15 protein-coding genes are annotated in these 14,387 nt (G+C 34.8%); 13 read left to right on the top strand and 2 right to left on the bottom strand.

The window, feature by feature from the left end; translation table 11 throughout:
- Positions 1-154 precede the first annotated feature (154 nt).
- The 6 genes from ACESM9_RS00525 to ACESM9_RS00500 all read left to right on the top strand — a co-directional run bounded on the left by ACESM9_RS00525 (position 155) and on the right by ACESM9_RS00500 (position 6,101).
- Positions 155-505: an Asp23/Gls24 family envelope stress response protein gene (locus ACESM9_RS00525; RefSeq protein WP_372994186.1), complete on the top strand. Its 351-nt coding sequence runs from the start codon at positions 155-157 to the stop codon at positions 503-505.
- A 70-nt stretch (positions 506-575) separates the two neighbouring features.
- The gene (locus tag ACESM9_RS00520) at positions 576-2,159 is read left to right on the top strand and encodes a DAK2 domain-containing protein (protein WP_372994226.1); all 1,584 of its coding nucleotides are present in this window, start codon (positions 576-578) and stop codon (positions 2,157-2,159) included.
- Positions 2,160-2,236: 77 nt separating this feature from the next.
- Positions 2,237-4,303 (top strand): ATP-dependent DNA helicase RecG, encoded by a 2,067-nt coding sequence (gene recG / locus ACESM9_RS00515; RefSeq protein WP_372994184.1) that lies wholly within the window; start codon positions 2,237-2,239, stop codon positions 4,301-4,303.
- 199 nt (positions 4,304-4,502) lie between these two features.
- Positions 4,503-5,057, top strand: coding sequence for a 16S rRNA (guanine(966)-N(2))-methyltransferase RsmD (gene rsmD / locus ACESM9_RS00510; protein ID WP_372994182.1), 555 nt, complete (start codon positions 4,503-4,505; stop codon positions 5,055-5,057).
- An 18-nt stretch (positions 5,058-5,075) separates the two neighbouring features.
- Entirely contained in the window at positions 5,076-5,549 is a 474-nt protein-coding gene (gene coaD / locus ACESM9_RS00505) for a pantetheine-phosphate adenylyltransferase (protein ID WP_372994180.1), read from the top strand.
- A gap of 15 nt (positions 5,550-5,564) precedes the next feature.
- Entirely contained in the window at positions 5,565-6,101 is a 537-nt protein-coding gene (locus ACESM9_RS00500; RefSeq protein WP_372994178.1) for an ATPase, read from the top strand.
- A gap of 21 nt (positions 6,102-6,122) precedes the next feature.
- On the opposite strand, the gene ylbJ is transcribed toward ACESM9_RS00500, so the two are convergent.
- Complete coding sequence (gene ylbJ, locus ACESM9_RS00495; protein ID WP_372994176.1) at positions 6,123-7,310, bottom strand: sporulation integral membrane protein YlbJ; 1,188 nt, start codon at positions 7,308-7,310, stop codon at positions 6,123-6,125.
- A gap of 100 nt (positions 7,311-7,410) precedes the next feature.
- On the opposite strand from ylbJ, the gene ACESM9_RS00490 reads away from it, so the two are divergent.
- Complete coding sequence (locus ACESM9_RS00490) at positions 7,411-8,202, top strand: patatin-like phospholipase family protein (RefSeq protein ID WP_372994174.1); 792 nt, start codon at positions 7,411-7,413, stop codon at positions 8,200-8,202.
- Here the strand turns inward: ACESM9_RS00490 and ACESM9_RS00485 are convergent.
- Positions 8,184-9,410 carry a nucleotidyltransferase gene (locus ACESM9_RS00485; protein ID WP_372994172.1) on the bottom strand — a complete coding sequence of 409 codons (1,227 nt, stop codon included), beginning with the start codon at positions 9,408-9,410 and terminating at the stop codon, positions 8,184-8,186. The genes ACESM9_RS00490 and ACESM9_RS00485 overlap by 19 nt on opposite strands.
- Positions 9,411-9,654: 244 nt before the next feature.
- Here ACESM9_RS00485 and ACESM9_RS00480 point away from each other — a divergent pair, with 244 nt between their 5' ends.
- The 6 genes from ACESM9_RS00480 to ACESM9_RS00455 all read left to right on the top strand — a co-directional run bounded on the left by ACESM9_RS00480 (position 9,655) and on the right by ACESM9_RS00455 (position 14,385).
- Positions 9,655-10,851, top strand: coding sequence for an acetate/propionate family kinase (locus tag ACESM9_RS00480; protein ID WP_372994170.1), 1,197 nt, complete (start codon positions 9,655-9,657; stop codon positions 10,849-10,851).
- Between the two features lie 135 nt (positions 10,852-10,986).
- Complete coding sequence (locus ACESM9_RS00475) at positions 10,987-11,493, top strand: YceD family protein (RefSeq protein ID WP_372994168.1); 507 nt, start codon at positions 10,987-10,989, stop codon at positions 11,491-11,493.
- A 13-nt stretch (positions 11,494-11,506) separates the two neighbouring features.
- Entirely contained in the window at positions 11,507-11,686 is a 180-nt protein-coding gene (gene rpmF / locus ACESM9_RS00470) for a 50S ribosomal protein L32 (protein WP_372994166.1), read from the top strand.
- Positions 11,687-11,816: 130 nt separating this feature from the next.
- Complete coding sequence (fapR, locus tag ACESM9_RS00465) at positions 11,817-12,386, top strand: transcription factor FapR (protein WP_372994164.1); 570 nt, start codon at positions 11,817-11,819, stop codon at positions 12,384-12,386.
- A 3-nt stretch (positions 12,387-12,389) separates the two neighbouring features.
- The gene (gene plsX / locus ACESM9_RS00460; RefSeq protein ID WP_372994162.1) at positions 12,390-13,397 is read left to right on the top strand and encodes a phosphate acyltransferase PlsX; all 1,008 of its coding nucleotides are present in this window, start codon (positions 12,390-12,392) and stop codon (positions 13,395-13,397) included.
- Entirely contained in the window at positions 13,384-14,385 is a 1,002-nt protein-coding gene (locus ACESM9_RS00455; protein WP_372994160.1) for a beta-ketoacyl-ACP synthase III, read from the top strand. Before plsX ends, ACESM9_RS00455 begins: the two co-directional genes overlap by 14 nt.
- Positions 14,386-14,387: the final 2 nt, after the last annotated feature.

Here is a 14,387-nt window from a genome sequence, read left to right as displayed (position 1 = left end):
AGGAAAAAAAGGAATTCATCATATACAAATGACAGATATGACTTATAATAAATATTGTATGGATGCATTCTATATTTGAAACGGTGTGTGTTGTGTGTCTTGCGCAATTACCTCCGTTGTTATAAAATATATGTAAAAAGCAGGAGGCGATATAATGCCAGGTAAGATGAGAACAGATTTTGGTGAAATTAATATATCTGATGATGTTTTAGCTTCCTTAGCCGGATTAGCAACTACTGAATGCTATGGTATTGTTGGCATGGCTTCAAAAAGCGCAAAAGATGGCATAGTTGAGCTATTAAAAAGAGAAAACCTCAGTAAAGGAGTAAAAGTGTCTTCTGATGGTGAGGAAATAATCATAGATTTATATATTATAGTTGAATTCGGTACAAAAATATCAGTTATTGCAGATAACATTATAAGCAAAGTAAAATATACTTTGGAGAATTTAACAGGTTTGAAGGTAAAAAAGGTAAATATTAATGTACAAGGAGTTAGAGTATAGCTCTTTTAAGGAGGTTCAAATATTGTCAGACTTACATAGAGAAGTAATAAGTGGGTTGCATCTGAAGGATATGATAATATCAGGTGCTAATAACCTTGAGAATAACAAAGCTCTAGTGAATTCACTTAATGTTTTTCCAGTGCCAGATGGAGATACGGGCACAAATATGTCCTTGACTATGAACTCTGCGGTAAAAGAAATAAACAAATGTAAAGATTTAGATGTTAGTTTAGTAGCAGATTCAGCTGCTACTGGTTCCCTCATGGGAGCCAGAGGTAATTCAGGAGTAATATTGTCTCAAATATTCAGAGGCTTTGCTAAAGGATTAAAAAATGTTAAGGAGATAGATTCATTAGCATTAGCCAATGCGCTTATGGAAGGTTCCAATACTGCTTATAAGGCCGTAATGAAGCCTACAGAAGGAACCATATTGACTGTTATAAGAGAATGTGCAGAGTTTGGAATAAAAATAGCAAAGAGTACCCCAAATATAACCAATTTCCTTGAAAAAGTTATTGATAAGGCTAATGAAACATTGAACAAAACTCCTGAGATGCTTCCTATTTTAAAGCAGGCAGGAGTTGTTGATGCAGGAGGAAAAGGCTTAATATTTATTCTTAAAGGCATGCACCAACGACTTGTTACGGGGGAAATCATACAGCTTTCAGAAGAGCCTTTAGAAGAAACAGAATCAGATATTTCTAAGCCCATTTACGATGATGACATCGTTTTTGGATACTGTACTGAGTTTTTTATTAAGGGCAGGGATTTAAATCCTGAAGAATTTAAAAAGAAAATAATTGATATAGGGGATTCAATTGTAGTTGTAGGGGATGAAAACCTTATAAAAGTCCATATTCATACCAATAATCCAGGAACTGTTATTGAAGAAGCTTTACGATTTGGATATTTGTCAAAAATCAAAATTGATAATATGAGGGAGCAGCATCAGGAATTATTGTTAAGTGAGGAAGAAAAAGCTGCTAACCAGGAAATGAAAAAATATGGAGTAGTTGCTGTAGCAATGGGTTCAGGGATTTCAAGAATTTTCAAGGATCTTGGAGCGGATGAAATAATCGAAGGTGGACAAACAATGAATCCCAGCACTGAAGATATTTTGAAGAGTGTGGATAGGATAAGAGCGGAAAATATAATAATATTGCCTAATAATGGCAATATTATTCTGGCGGCAAACCAAGCAAAATCATTGTCGAAAAAGAATATTGTTGTTATACCCACAAAATCTATACCTCAGGGTATAAGCGCTTTAATGACACTAGACTACGAAAAATCTATTGAAGATAATGTAAAAAAGATGAATAGAGCTATCGGAGAGGTAAAGACAGGTCTTATAACCTATGCGGTAAGAGATTCTAACTTTGACGGAGTAGACATAGAAGAAGGAAACTTTTTAGGTATCACTGAGGGGAAGATAAGTGCAGTTGGTGAAGAAATAACAGATGTAATAAATAAAGTAATGAATGCAATGATAGATGAAGATTCTTCTCTAATAACCATATATTACGGTAATGATGTAAGTGAAGATGATGCTTTAAAGCTGGAAGAAGATCTTAAAGCAAACTATGAGGATTGCGATGTAGAAGTGCATTATGGGGGTCAGCCATTGTATTATTACATTTTATCTGTAGAATAAATTATTGTATTAAATGCGTAAATTGTGAGAAGATTTACGCATTTTGCATGAAATGAATCTATAATGGGGTATAAAAAATGAACAGATTAGATGAAAGTGTTCAAGTATTGAAAGGAATAGGAAGCTTCAAAGCGAAGAAATTATCAAAGCTGGGAATAAAAACAATAGGTGATTTGGTTTATTATTTTCCAAAAAGATATAAGGATAAGAGTGTAATCTCAAATATAAAGGATTTGACTCCTGCCGGATTTTACAATATTAGAGGCAGGATAGAATCAAAAGCTACAGAATCAAGAAGCAGGAGAGGACTACTCATAACCAAATTCACGGTTTCTGATGAGACAGGCTCTATTGTTGTTGTTTTTTATAATAATAGATATGCTAAAAATTTGTTTAAGCCTGGTGATACTATTGTTTTTTCAGGTAGAACAAGCTTGATATACAATTCTATAGCAATGGAAGTTCCTGAATACGAGAAAATTTCTTCAAATAATATTAATACACTTAGAATTGTGCCTGAATATGGGCTTACTGAAGGATTAAGCCAAAAGGAGATTAGGAAAGCAGTTTATGGAGCTTTAGAGTATATCGATAATACCGTAGAAGAGATTTTCCCTGCTGAGTTCAGAACCAGATTTAAACTGGCAGAAATAAATTTTTCTCTGAAGAACATTCATTTTCCAGATACTCAAAAAAACCTTCAAATGGCTATAAGAAGATTGAAATTCCAGGAGGTTTTTTTCCTTCAATCTTATCTTATTAAGCTGAGAGGTATATCAATTGATAAGGAAAAAGGCATAGAATTTAAAGCTATGGACGAAGTAAAGAACTTCGTCTCAAAGCTTCCCTATAATCTAACAGGTGCTCAAGAGAGAGTCTTGGAAGAGGTTCTTATAGATATGGGAAAGCCTGTTGCCATGAACAGACTGATTCAAGGTGATGTAGGTTCTGGAAAAACAGTAATAGCATTTCTTGCATTGCTGAATTGTGTTAAAAGCGGTTATCAAGGTGTTATGATGGCTCCTACAGAGATATTAGCTGCTCAGCACTTTGAAACTATAAGAGAATATTTAAAATTAAATGGCGAGGATATTAACATTGCCTTGATTACAGGCAGCATGAAGGCATCTTATAAAAGAGAAGTTTTGGAGGATATAAAAGAAGGCAATATCCATATAATAATTGGCACTCACGCATTATTAAGCGAAGGAGTAGATTTTCCCAATCTGGGATTGGTTATTACCGATGAGCAGCATAGATTTGGTGTTAGACAAAGAGCAATACTAAAATCTAAAGGCTCAAACCCAGATATGTTAGTTATGAGTGCAACTCCAATACCAAGAACCCTGTCTTTGGTTCTTTATGGAGATCTGGACATATCCATTATTGATGAACTTCCACCAAATAGGAAAAAGATTGAAACCTATTTTATAGGATCAGACAAAAGGGAAAGGCTTTATAACTTTGTAAAGAAGCTTATTGAAGAAGGCCGACAGGCATATATAGTTTGTCCTTTAGTTGAAGAATCGGAAAACCTGGAAATAAACTCTGCCAAAGAGTATTGTGAAAATATAAAAAGCAGCTACTTCAGAAACTATAATATAGGACTAATCTATGGGAAAATGAAAAATGAAGAGAAAGATAAGATAATGGAAGACTTTAAGAATGGTGATATTCAAATTATAGTTTCTACAACAGTTATTGAAGTTGGAATAAATGTACCTAATGCAACGATCATGTTGATTGAAAATGCTGAGAGATTTGGTCTTGCTCAGCTTCATCAATTAAGAGGAAGAGTAGGACGAGGAAGCTATCAATCCTACTGCATTTTAATATCTGATTCTAATAGTGAAAGTGCAAGGGACAGGCTAAAGTTCATGACTAAAACCAATGATGGCTTTTTAATCGCAAAAAAGGATTTGGAAACTAGAGGGAGCGGCGAAATATTGGGAACAAAGCAGCATGGACTGCCAGAATTCAGACTCGTGGATTTATCCACGGACTACGATATTATTAAAGAATCAAAGGAAGCCATTGAACTTTTGTATAAAGAAAAAAGTGTTGAAGAAGAAGATTACCATAAGATGGTCAAATATTTAGATGATGAATTTGCAAAAATAACTGAAGAAATAGCATTAAATTAAAATACTGGTGATAAATCACCAGTATAGGGAGAGGAGAAATTGAAGGAAGAGCTCTATGGGGAAATATAGTGTTTTACTAATATCCCTGATAATAGATTCTGCAATTAAGTGTTTTTTATTCACTTAATAAAAATCATATTTTGTCTAAAAATAGGCTTTATGGTAAAATATAATTGTAGTCGAGTTAGGAGGATGCTCATTGAGAATAATAGCTGGAGAGCTAAAAGGAAGGAAGCTTCAAAGTATAGATACCAAACTCATCAGGCCTACCTCAGATATGGTAAGGGAAGCTTTATTTAGCATCCTAGGTAATATGGTGGTTGATTCCAGATTTTTGGATTTATTTGCCGGAAGTGGGGGTGTGGGCATAGAAGCTTATAGCAGAGGCGCCAAAGAAGTAGTATTTGTTGACTCAGCAATGGAGAGCATTAGAGTCTTAAAAAAGAATCTGGAGATAACTAAAATCATAAATGAAACTGAGGTAATACATAACGATTATTCTATAGCCATTGACAGGCTGTCTAACCAAGGTAAAGAGTTTGATATTGTTTTTATAGATCCTCCATATAAGATGGGTATAGAAATAGAAGCAGCAAGGAAAATTCAAAAGAAAAAAATATTAGCAAAGGATGGAATTATCATAATTGAGCATGAGGCTAAGAATTTAATGCCTGATACAATAGAGTTATTAGAGAAAATAAAAGAAAAAAAATATGGTAATATTCGTCTATCGCTATATAGGATTAAAAAGTAGAATGGAGAGATAAATAAAATGAGAATAGGAGTATATCCTGGTAGTTTTGACCCTGTTACAAACGGACACTTGGATATAATTGAAAGAGCCTCAAAACTGTTTGATAAGCTTATAGTAGCAGTATTAATCAATAACAACAAATCACCCATGTTTACCGTAGAAAAAAGATTGGAATTTTTAAAAGAAAGCTGTAAAGGCATTAATAATATAGAAGTGGCCTCCTTTGATGGTTTATTAATTGAATTCATGAAGGAAAAGAATGCTCATACCATAATAAAAGGATTAAGGGCTGTATCGGATTTTGAGTATGAATTTCAAATGGCTTTAATGAATAGAAAACTAAATCCTGAAATCGAGACGATTTTTATGATGACGAGCAATAAATATTCTTACTTAAGTTCGAGTCTGATTAAAGAAGTTGCTAAATTTGGTGGCTGTGTGAAAGGTTTGATACCCGAAGTTGTTGAAAAGGAATTGTATAGAAAAATCTAATCAGGGGGTTGTATTATGGAGGTTTTGCTTTTATTGGATGCTTTAGAGGATATTATAGAAAAAGCGTCTAATTTGCCGTTATCTTCAAAGGCTGTAGTAAACAAAGAGGAATTGTTGGATATAATTAAAGATATAAGAATAAAGCTTCCGGATGAGCTGAAGCAAGCCCAGTGGATTAAAGAGGAAAGACAAAAAATACTTATTGAAGCAAAAAAAGAAGCAGAAAGCATCAGAAAGGAATGCGATGAAAGGCTTCAAAAGATAAAGGAAGAAAGACAAAGAATACTTGCTGAAGCAGAAAAAGAATCCGAGATATTGAGGCAAGAGGCTGATAGAAGAATAAAGAGTATGATAGATGAAAGCGAAGTAACAAAGAGAGCAAATGAGCAGGCTAAGGATATTATTAGTGCTGCCCAGCAAGATGCGAAGAAAATAAGACTAGGTGCGAGAGCCTATGCGGATGATATACTAGTAGAATTATCAGCAAGGGTTGAAAAGGTCTTAGCTATAATTAATTCCAATAGGGAAGAGTTAAAAAACTATAAAAGTTAGGAAAAATAAGCTGGTACCAGCTTATTTTTTTATGGCTTTTATAGATGTAGCTATGTATACTAAGATGGATAATAAAAACAAAAACAATAAATATGTGGCTAAAAACTTTACTGACAGAGCTATTGTTCCGTGCCAGGATAATGGGTCATAACTTGGGTATAGAGAATATGTATTGAACACAGGAAGATTGGCTATTTTGCTTAAGAGCAATGTGTATAGCGAAGCAAAGGCACCTTGGAGTATTTTCATCATAAAGTATATGAAGAAGCTTATATCAGTGTTTTGAATTATACCTGATACTTGAGCATTTATGGATAAACCACCGAAACCTATAAAAAAGCTGACTATTGAGGCTTTTACTATGTCAGGCAAATAAAGAGGGGCACATTCTTTTATACCGTTGGTCACCTCGAGAATTCCCGTTATAACCATTGAAACATTTCGACTATCCTTGATGTTGATAAAGGGCAGAAGATTTATAAAATTAGTTATAAGGGTTAGTAATCCAGTAACCCTTATAATTCTTGAAATTACAGAAAATATTATTATATATCCACCTACTAGCAGAACTAAACTAATACCGTTCTTAACAGAATCTCCCATTAACTGCCCTATGCTTCTATTATCCTTTTCTCTATATTTGATCATTTCCTTGAAAGGATTACCTATAGGTGTATTGACTTTTGATTTTTCACTTTTCTTATAAAATTTCATTATCAAACCACAGCTTATTGCTGATAGATAATGGGACAATAATAGTAAAGGAGCAATTTCAGGTTTTTTAAGCATGCCTACTGATACAGCTCCAATAATAAATAGGGGGCCGGAGGTACTGCAGAGGCTTATCATTCTTTGAGCTTCAACTTTGGTACATTGATTATTGCTTCTGAAGCTGGCAATGATTTTTGCACCAACAGGATACCCAGAAGCTATACTCATTACAAATGCAAAGGCACCTTCACCGGGGATATTGAATATAATACTCATTAGAGGTCTGAATATGCTCCCTAGAAAACTAACAACACCTAATCCGATTAATATTTCTGCACATATAAAAAATGGCAATAGGGCAGGACATACCACATTAAACCATAGATTTAGGCCTTCTAATGAGGCCTTAAATGTTTCTTCGGGAAATATGATTATACTGGATACAATGAAAACAAATATTAAAGCATTAGTGTATACAGGAATATTTTTTCTACTCATAGCATCACCTAATATTAAAGATGGGTTATTATATTATATTAATCGAAACCATAACTATACTTGTTATTTTCAATAAATTGGTTTAGGAGCTGGTTTTCTTATGCTAAAAGAACCGAAAATTGGTTTAGCACTTGGTTCGGGAGCTTCAAAGGGATTGGCGCATCTAGGAGTGCTTAAGGCATTGGAAGAAAGCGGAATAAAACCCCATTGCATAGCAGGAAGCAGCATAGGTGCTTTGATAGGTGCTTTATATTCTTGTGGAATTGATGTTGATATGATGATAAAACTGGCAGAAAATATGAAAGCTGATATCTGGATGGATCCAGCGGTTTCAAAAAAAGGTTTATTGGCAGGAAAAAAGGCAGAAGAGCTATTTAGAATACTGACGAGGGATAGAAACATAGAAGATGTTGAAATACCTATAAATATTGTTGCAACAGATTTGACGAGTTCTAAAAGATATGTTTTTGATAAGGGTCCTCTTTGGAAGGCTATAAGAGCAAGCATTTCCATCCCCGGCATATTCTGTCCCGTGGAAATCGATGATATGATATTAGTAGATGGAGGCGTTATAGAAAGGGTACCTGCAAGTTTGGTGAAAGAAATGGGAGCAGACATAGTTATTGCAGTAGATGTATGTAGGGGGCAAAATAATTTGAAGCCCAAGAACCTGTTTGAAATCATTTTACAGAGTATAGAAACCATGGAAAATACAATTACAGAAAACAAATTAACAGAGGACTATATTATAATCGATCCCATAGTAAAAAATATCAACCCTCTGGATTTTACAAGGGTTGACTTATGCGTAGAAGAAGGAAAAAGGGCTGCGCTAGAGGCTTTTCCAAAGATAGAAGAAGCTTTAAAAAACTATTATAACGAGTCTGCATAAAATGGGGAAGTCATGTAATCCATTCCAGCCATTCTATAATCATTATTTTTGTAGCCTAAGTTGTATATATCGGTTGTTCTGACATCCAGTTCAAAGATTCTATCTAGATATGATGAATCAGGTTTGAAGTTAGCAGGTTTATTTACTATTGGATAATCAGTGTTTTTTCTGATTTCTTTTAATAAATCTCTACCTTTTTTATTAAGAGCAAGAATTCTGATATAAATTGGTGCTTGTGCTTCTTTGGCATGCTTTAAATCTTCTTTATTTATGCCTAAAAGCAGATGACATAAGCTTCTTTGCAAAAAGGTTCTGGTATATCGCTTTGTTTTCAATAAATCAATCAACTCTTCAAAGCAGGTAGAAATATTACCTGCTTTTTTAATTCTATACTCAAGACCTTCTTTTATGTCCGGGAGGCTCTCTATATCCTGATAGTTGGATTTTCTGATTTGGTATAAAAGCATATCAGTGAAATCTTCCCAGAAAACAGGTCCTTTTTTAATCATTATGCTATCTTGGATAATATTCCATGAAGCTTCCGGCGTAGAAGCTTGTATATCTTCTATAAAAAGATTTTCTTTTAATGCTTTTCTTATTGCCGTTGCACTGGATATAGTGCCAGTGAAATAAGCATCATTATAATTGTTCATGACTCGTTTTACTGTCACAGGTTTTATTGCACTATTAAGAAGCAAAATAGATTTTATATATTCTATACCTAATACATTATTGGGATAGGATAGGATGTTACCGTAATATTTGTTGTATGTATCGCCCAAAGCCTTTGAATAAGTCAAGCCTTTATCCATTAGATGCTTTATTTCATTGCTTATTTCCACAGGTTCGTTTAACAAAGCTTCAGCTATATCATAGAGCTCTTCTATGTTTCCATTTTCACTGCCGAAGCTTAAATAATCAACTATTCCCAATGAATTCAATATTTTAACAGCACCAAAAGCAAATAATTCTGCAACCTGACAGGAAAAAATAACGGGCAGTTCTATAACTAAATCAACTCCATTCAACACTGCCATTTTTGCACGAGTCCATTTATCAAAAAGAGCTGGCTCTCCTCTTTGTAGGAAGTTACCACTCATTACAGCAACGGAGTATTGGGCATCACACATCTTTTTGGATAATTCAAGATGGTATTTATGGCCATTGTGGAAAGGATTATATTCAGCAATTATACCTACTACTTTCATAAAACAGCACCTCGGGATAATAAATTGAAATGGTATTAAAATATATATATATATTATCATAAATAATCTTTCATTATAAGAAATGCTTCCATTGGAAGTATTTTTAATTCATATAGTCAAAATAACGCTAATATAATTTATACTTCCCTAAGAATTATGAAATAATTATACTAAGAAAGAAGGATATTATCATTTTATATAGAAAAGAATAATGGTTGAACATTTATAATTAGGAGGTATTGTAATGAAGATATTTGTTGTCAACTGTGGTAGTTCTTCACTTAAGTACCAGTTGATAAATATGGAAAACGAAGAAGTTGAAGCAAAAGGACTTGTGGAAAGAATAGGAATAGAAGGTTCTGTGTTGAAACATCAGCCCAAAAATGGAGAAAAGGTTGTCATTGAAGAAGACATGCCTACTCATAAGGAAGCATTAAAGAATGTAATTGATGCTTTGATGAATGAGAAGTATGGCGTTATAAAAGATATGAAGGAGATAAATGCTGTTGGACATAGAGTTGTTCACGCAGGTGAAAAATTTGCTTGTTCAGTAGTTATCACTGAAGAGGTTGTTAATGCATTGAAAGAATGTATCGATTTAGCACCTCTACATAACCCGCCAAACATTATCGGTATAGAGGCTTGCCAACAGTTAATGCCTGGAGTACCTATGGTAGGAGTATTTGATACAGCTTTCCATCAGACTATGCCAAAAGAAGCATATATTTATGCGCTGCCCTATGAACTATATGAGAAATATGGTGTAAGAAGATATGGATTCCATGGAACTTCCCACAAATATGTTTCACAAAGAGCTGCTGCATTGCTAGGGAAGAACATTGAGGATTTAAAGATAGTGACTTGCCATCTTGGAAATGGTGCAAGTGTTGCTGCTGTGAAGAATGGTAAATCAGTAGACACCAGCATGGGATTTACCCCTCTTGAAGGTTTGGCGATGGGAACAAGATGTGGAGATTTGGACCCAGCCATTGTTAAGTTCATAGCTGAAAAAGAAGGCTTAGATTTGAATGGTGTAGACAAATTGCTTAATAAACAATCAGGTGTCCTTGGTGTGTCTGGCGTAAGCAGCGATTTTAGAGATATTGAGGAAGCTGCAGAAAAAGGAAATGAGAGAGCAGCGCTTGCTCTTAAACTTTTCGCATATAGAGTAAGAAAATATATAGGAGCTTATGCAGCAGCAATGGGTGGAATTGATGCCATTGTATTTACTGCAGGTTTAGGTGAAAATTCAGCTTCTATGAGAGCTGATATTTGTGAAGGCCTTGAGTTCTTAGGTGTAGAAGTGGATTCTGAGAAGAATAATGTAAGAGGTAAAGAAGTAGATGTATCAAAAGCAGGATCAAAGGTTAAAGTATTATTGATTCCTACAAACGAAGAACTAATGATTGCAAGAGATACGAAGGAGCTTATAGAAAAATAAAAAAATAGAGGAATAAATGGCAGGGAAGCCTGCCATTTATTAAAATATGCAGCATGGTTCAGTAAAGGATTTTTTCTTGACAAAAGATACATTGCTTTGTATAATAAAATTTGTCAATTAAGCTGAGGTGGTTTAATGGAGATAAATGTAGCAGATATCTTGAAAAATGAAGGCCATAAGAAGGAATTTTATTTTTTTGAAGATATCGATGACAGCAGTATTGAGTTTTTTGGAGAGCAAATACACATCACAGAACCTGTGAAGGTTGAGGGCTATGCAATAAACTATGAAGGTAAAATAAGAGTAAATATGAATATTAAAACCAAAATCAATAGGAATTGCTCTAGATGCCTTAGCTCATATGATGAAGAAATTAACTTTGATGCTGATTATGTGTTTGTAAAAAGCTCAAATGAGCAAAAGGAAGATGCACATCCGCTCAAGGGAGATATAATATCATTAGATGAGATAGTGATAAATGAAATTACTTCCCAAATGACCATGAAACCACTATGTAAAACGGACTGCAAAGGTTTGTGTCCTAAATGCGGCAAGAATAAAAATATTGATGAATGTGATTGTACATTTGATGAAGTTGATCCTAGGCTGCAGATATTGAGCAGCTTTCTTGAGAAAAAGTAAGGAGGTGCTGAGATTGGGTTTACCTAAAAGAAAAGTCTCTAAATCAAGAAGGGATAAAAGAAGAGCAAACTGGAAACTTACTGTGCCAGGACTTATAGAATGCCCTCAATGCCATGAGCTCAAATTACCTCATAGAGTATGCAAATCCTGTGGGTATTATAAGGATAGAACGGTTATAGAAGTAGGAGAATAATTAGTATAACAGCGGACAAAACCGCTGTTATTATTTTTTTTGAATTTACTGTTGCATATATGCATGGTTATGTTATATACTTGATATTAGTATCAGGTACTATATATAGATAGTATAAGGAGGTGCCCATATGAGAAAGGGGCTGGGGAAAAGGGAGCGACAAAAGGCTCTGCTAAAAAAGATTGAGACGGATCCCTTTTTAACAGATGATGAGCTTTCTGAATTCTTTAATGTGAGCATCCAGACCATAAGATTGGATAGGTTAGAGTTGGGAATACCTGAACTAAGAGAAAGAATAAAGAATGTTGCAGAGAATAACTACCTTAAGGTTAAATCAATTACTGGTAAAGAAATAGTTGGAGAGTTGTTGGATCTTAATCTTGGTGTAAGTGGTATATCCATGTTAGAGACTGATATTTCAATGGCCTTTGAAAAAACCAATGTAGTAAGGGGAAGCCATATTTTTGCTCAGGCTGAATCGCTTGCAATTGCAGTAATAGATGCTAATGTTGCTTTGATAGGTGTAGCTAATATAAAATATAGAAATCCGGTTTTTGCAGGTGATAAACTGATTGCGAAGGCTGAAGTAGTTAGAACTAGAGGAAACAAATACTTCGTCTGGGTTTTCATAAAGGTAAAAAATGTTGAGGTATTTAGAGGTAAATTTATATTAGTATCATTTAATCGCAAGGAGGAGTAAAGTATGAAAATTGCAATTGACGCCATGGGCGGAGATAATGCTCCTAAAGCTGTTGTTGAAGGTTGTATTGATGCAGCTAATGAATATGGAATTGAAATTTACTTGATAGGTAATGAGAAGGAAATTGAGAAACACTTAAATGGAATAAAGCCTGCAAAGGGAAGTATACATATCGTTCATGCAGATGAGGTTATAACAGGAGAGGATGCACCAGTTCAGGCTATAAAACAGAAAAAAGATTCATCAATGGTAATAGGCCTAAAAATGGTGAAGGATGGACAGTGCCATGCATTCCTTTCCGCAGGAAACACTGGTGCCTTTCTAGCCGGATCGCTGCTGAAGGTAGGAAGGATAAAAGGTATAGATAGACCAGCGTTGGCACCATTGCTGCCAACGGAAAAAGGTGTTTGCATGTTGATAGATGCAGGTGCAAATATGGATTGTAAACCTAAGAATTTGTTACAATTTGCATTAATGGGCTCCATATATATGGAGAAGGTTGTAGGTATACAGTCTCCAAGAATAGGATTGCTGAATGTGGGTACGGAAGAAAGCAAAGGCAATGATTTGACTAAGCAGAGTTATGAGCTATTGAAAGGCAGTAATTTAAATTTTGTAGGCAATGTTGAAGCAAGAGATATATTCTCCGGTATTTGTGATGTTTTGGTATGTGATGGGTTTGCCGGAAATGTGGTTCTTAAAAACACAGAAGGGTTGGCTTCAACGATTATGAGTCTATTGAAAGAAGAGTTGATGAAATCCACTGTATCTAAATTTGGTGCTTTGCTTTTAAAGAATAGTTTCAGGAGCTTTAAAAAGAGATTTGATTATAAAGAATATGGTGGTGCGCCTTTCCTGGGCATCAACGGCATTATGATAAAAGCTCATGGCAGTTCAGACAGAAAGGCTATAATGAATGCTATCAGACAGGCGAAACTGCTTTATGATAATAATTGCATAGATAGAATAATGATGGACTTAAAAGACACAGGAGTGAATGATGTTGAATAATGAAATAAAGGCAGCAGGTATAATTGGAACTGGAAGTTATATGCCTGAGACAGTGCTGACCAACAGTTATTTTGAAGAAAGGCTTGATACCAACGATGAATGGATAGTATCCAGAACAGGTATAAAAGAAAGAAGAAAGGCAGAGGAGAGTGTTGCTACTTCAGATATTGCTACATATGCGGCGCTCAAAGCTATTGAAGACGCAAACCTAAATCCGGAGGATTTGGATATGATTATTGTAGCCACAGTAACACCTGATATGTCCTTTCCCTCAACCGCATGTATTGTACAAAAAAATATTGGAGCAATAAATGCGTCAGCCTTTGATATAAGTGCAGCATGTTCAGGATTTATTTATGGATTAAGCATAGCAGAAAAATTTATCAAAACCGGCAGCGCAAAGTATATATTGGTAATTGGTGCAGAAACCCTATCAAAAATAACTGATTATAGTGATAGAAACACATGTGTTTTATTTGGTGACGGTGCCGGAGCAGCAGTAGTATCTAGTGTGGAAGAAAACAATGGAATATTGGCTTCATACACAGGTTCCGATGGCAGAGGAGGAGATCTGCTGAAGCTCCCTGCAGGGGGATCAAGAATGCCTGCTTCTATGGAAACTTTAGCTAATAGATTGCACTATACCAAGATGGATGGCTCTGAAGTATTTAAATTTGCCATAAAAATAATGGGTGAAGCTGCAGAAAAAGCCTTGGAAATGTGTGGATTAGATAAAAAAGACATTGATTATTTAATACCACACCAGGCAAACATTCGAATAATTGAGTCTGCTACTAAAAGATTAAAGATTCCGAAGGATAAAGTGTTTGTAAATATTGATAAGTATGGAAATATGTCAGCAGCGTCAATAGCTGTGGCTTTAGATGAAGCAAACAAAGCCAATAAACTTAGCAAAGGTGATGTAGTTGTTCTGGTAGGTTTTGGCGGAGGCTTAACCTGGGGTTCTATAGTTTTGAGATGGGCTTAGTA

It is taken from the genome of Lutispora sp. (assembly GCF_041687175.1).
Lineage (GTDB): Bacteria > Bacillota > Clostridia > Lutisporales > Lutisporaceae > Lutispora.
The sequence above is the reverse complement of the archived record's forward strand: the minus strand, read 5'-3'. Positions and strand labels throughout refer to the sequence as shown.

Coding starts and splice junctions, on each gene's coding strand:
- ACESM9_RS00525 (WP_372994186.1), top strand. CDS start 155: ATGCCAGGTAAGATGAGAACAGATTTTGGTGAAATTAATATATCTGAT.
- ACESM9_RS00520 (WP_372994226.1), top strand. CDS start 576: ATGATAATATCAGGTGCTAATAACCTTGAGAATAACAAAGCTCTAGTG.
- recG (WP_372994184.1), top strand. CDS start 2,237: ATGAACAGATTAGATGAAAGTGTTCAAGTATTGAAAGGAATAGGAAGC.
- coaD (WP_372994180.1), top strand. CDS start 5,076: ATGAGAATAGGAGTATATCCTGGTAGTTTTGACCCTGTTACAAACGGA.
- ACESM9_RS00500 (WP_372994178.1), top strand. CDS start 5,565: ATGGAGGTTTTGCTTTTATTGGATGCTTTAGAGGATATTATAGAAAAA.
- ylbJ (WP_372994176.1), bottom strand. CDS start 7,310: ATGAGTAGAAAAAATATTCCTGTATACACTAATGCTTTAATATTTGTT.
- ACESM9_RS00490 (WP_372994174.1), top strand. CDS start 7,411: ATGCTAAAAGAACCGAAAATTGGTTTAGCACTTGGTTCGGGAGCTTCA.
- ACESM9_RS00485 (WP_372994172.1), bottom strand. CDS start 9,410: ATGAAAGTAGTAGGTATAATTGCTGAATATAATCCTTTCCACAATGGC.
- ACESM9_RS00480 (WP_372994170.1), top strand. CDS start 9,655: ATGAAGATATTTGTTGTCAACTGTGGTAGTTCTTCACTTAAGTACCAG.
- ACESM9_RS00475 (WP_372994168.1), top strand. CDS start 10,987: ATGGAGATAAATGTAGCAGATATCTTGAAAAATGAAGGCCATAAGAAG.
- fapR (WP_372994164.1), top strand. CDS start 11,817: ATGAGAAAGGGGCTGGGGAAAAGGGAGCGACAAAAGGCTCTGCTAAAA.
- plsX (WP_372994162.1), top strand. CDS start 12,390: ATGAAAATTGCAATTGACGCCATGGGCGGAGATAATGCTCCTAAAGCT.
- ACESM9_RS00455 (WP_372994160.1), top strand. CDS start 13,384: ATGATGTTGAATAATGAAATAAAGGCAGCAGGTATAATTGGAACTGGA.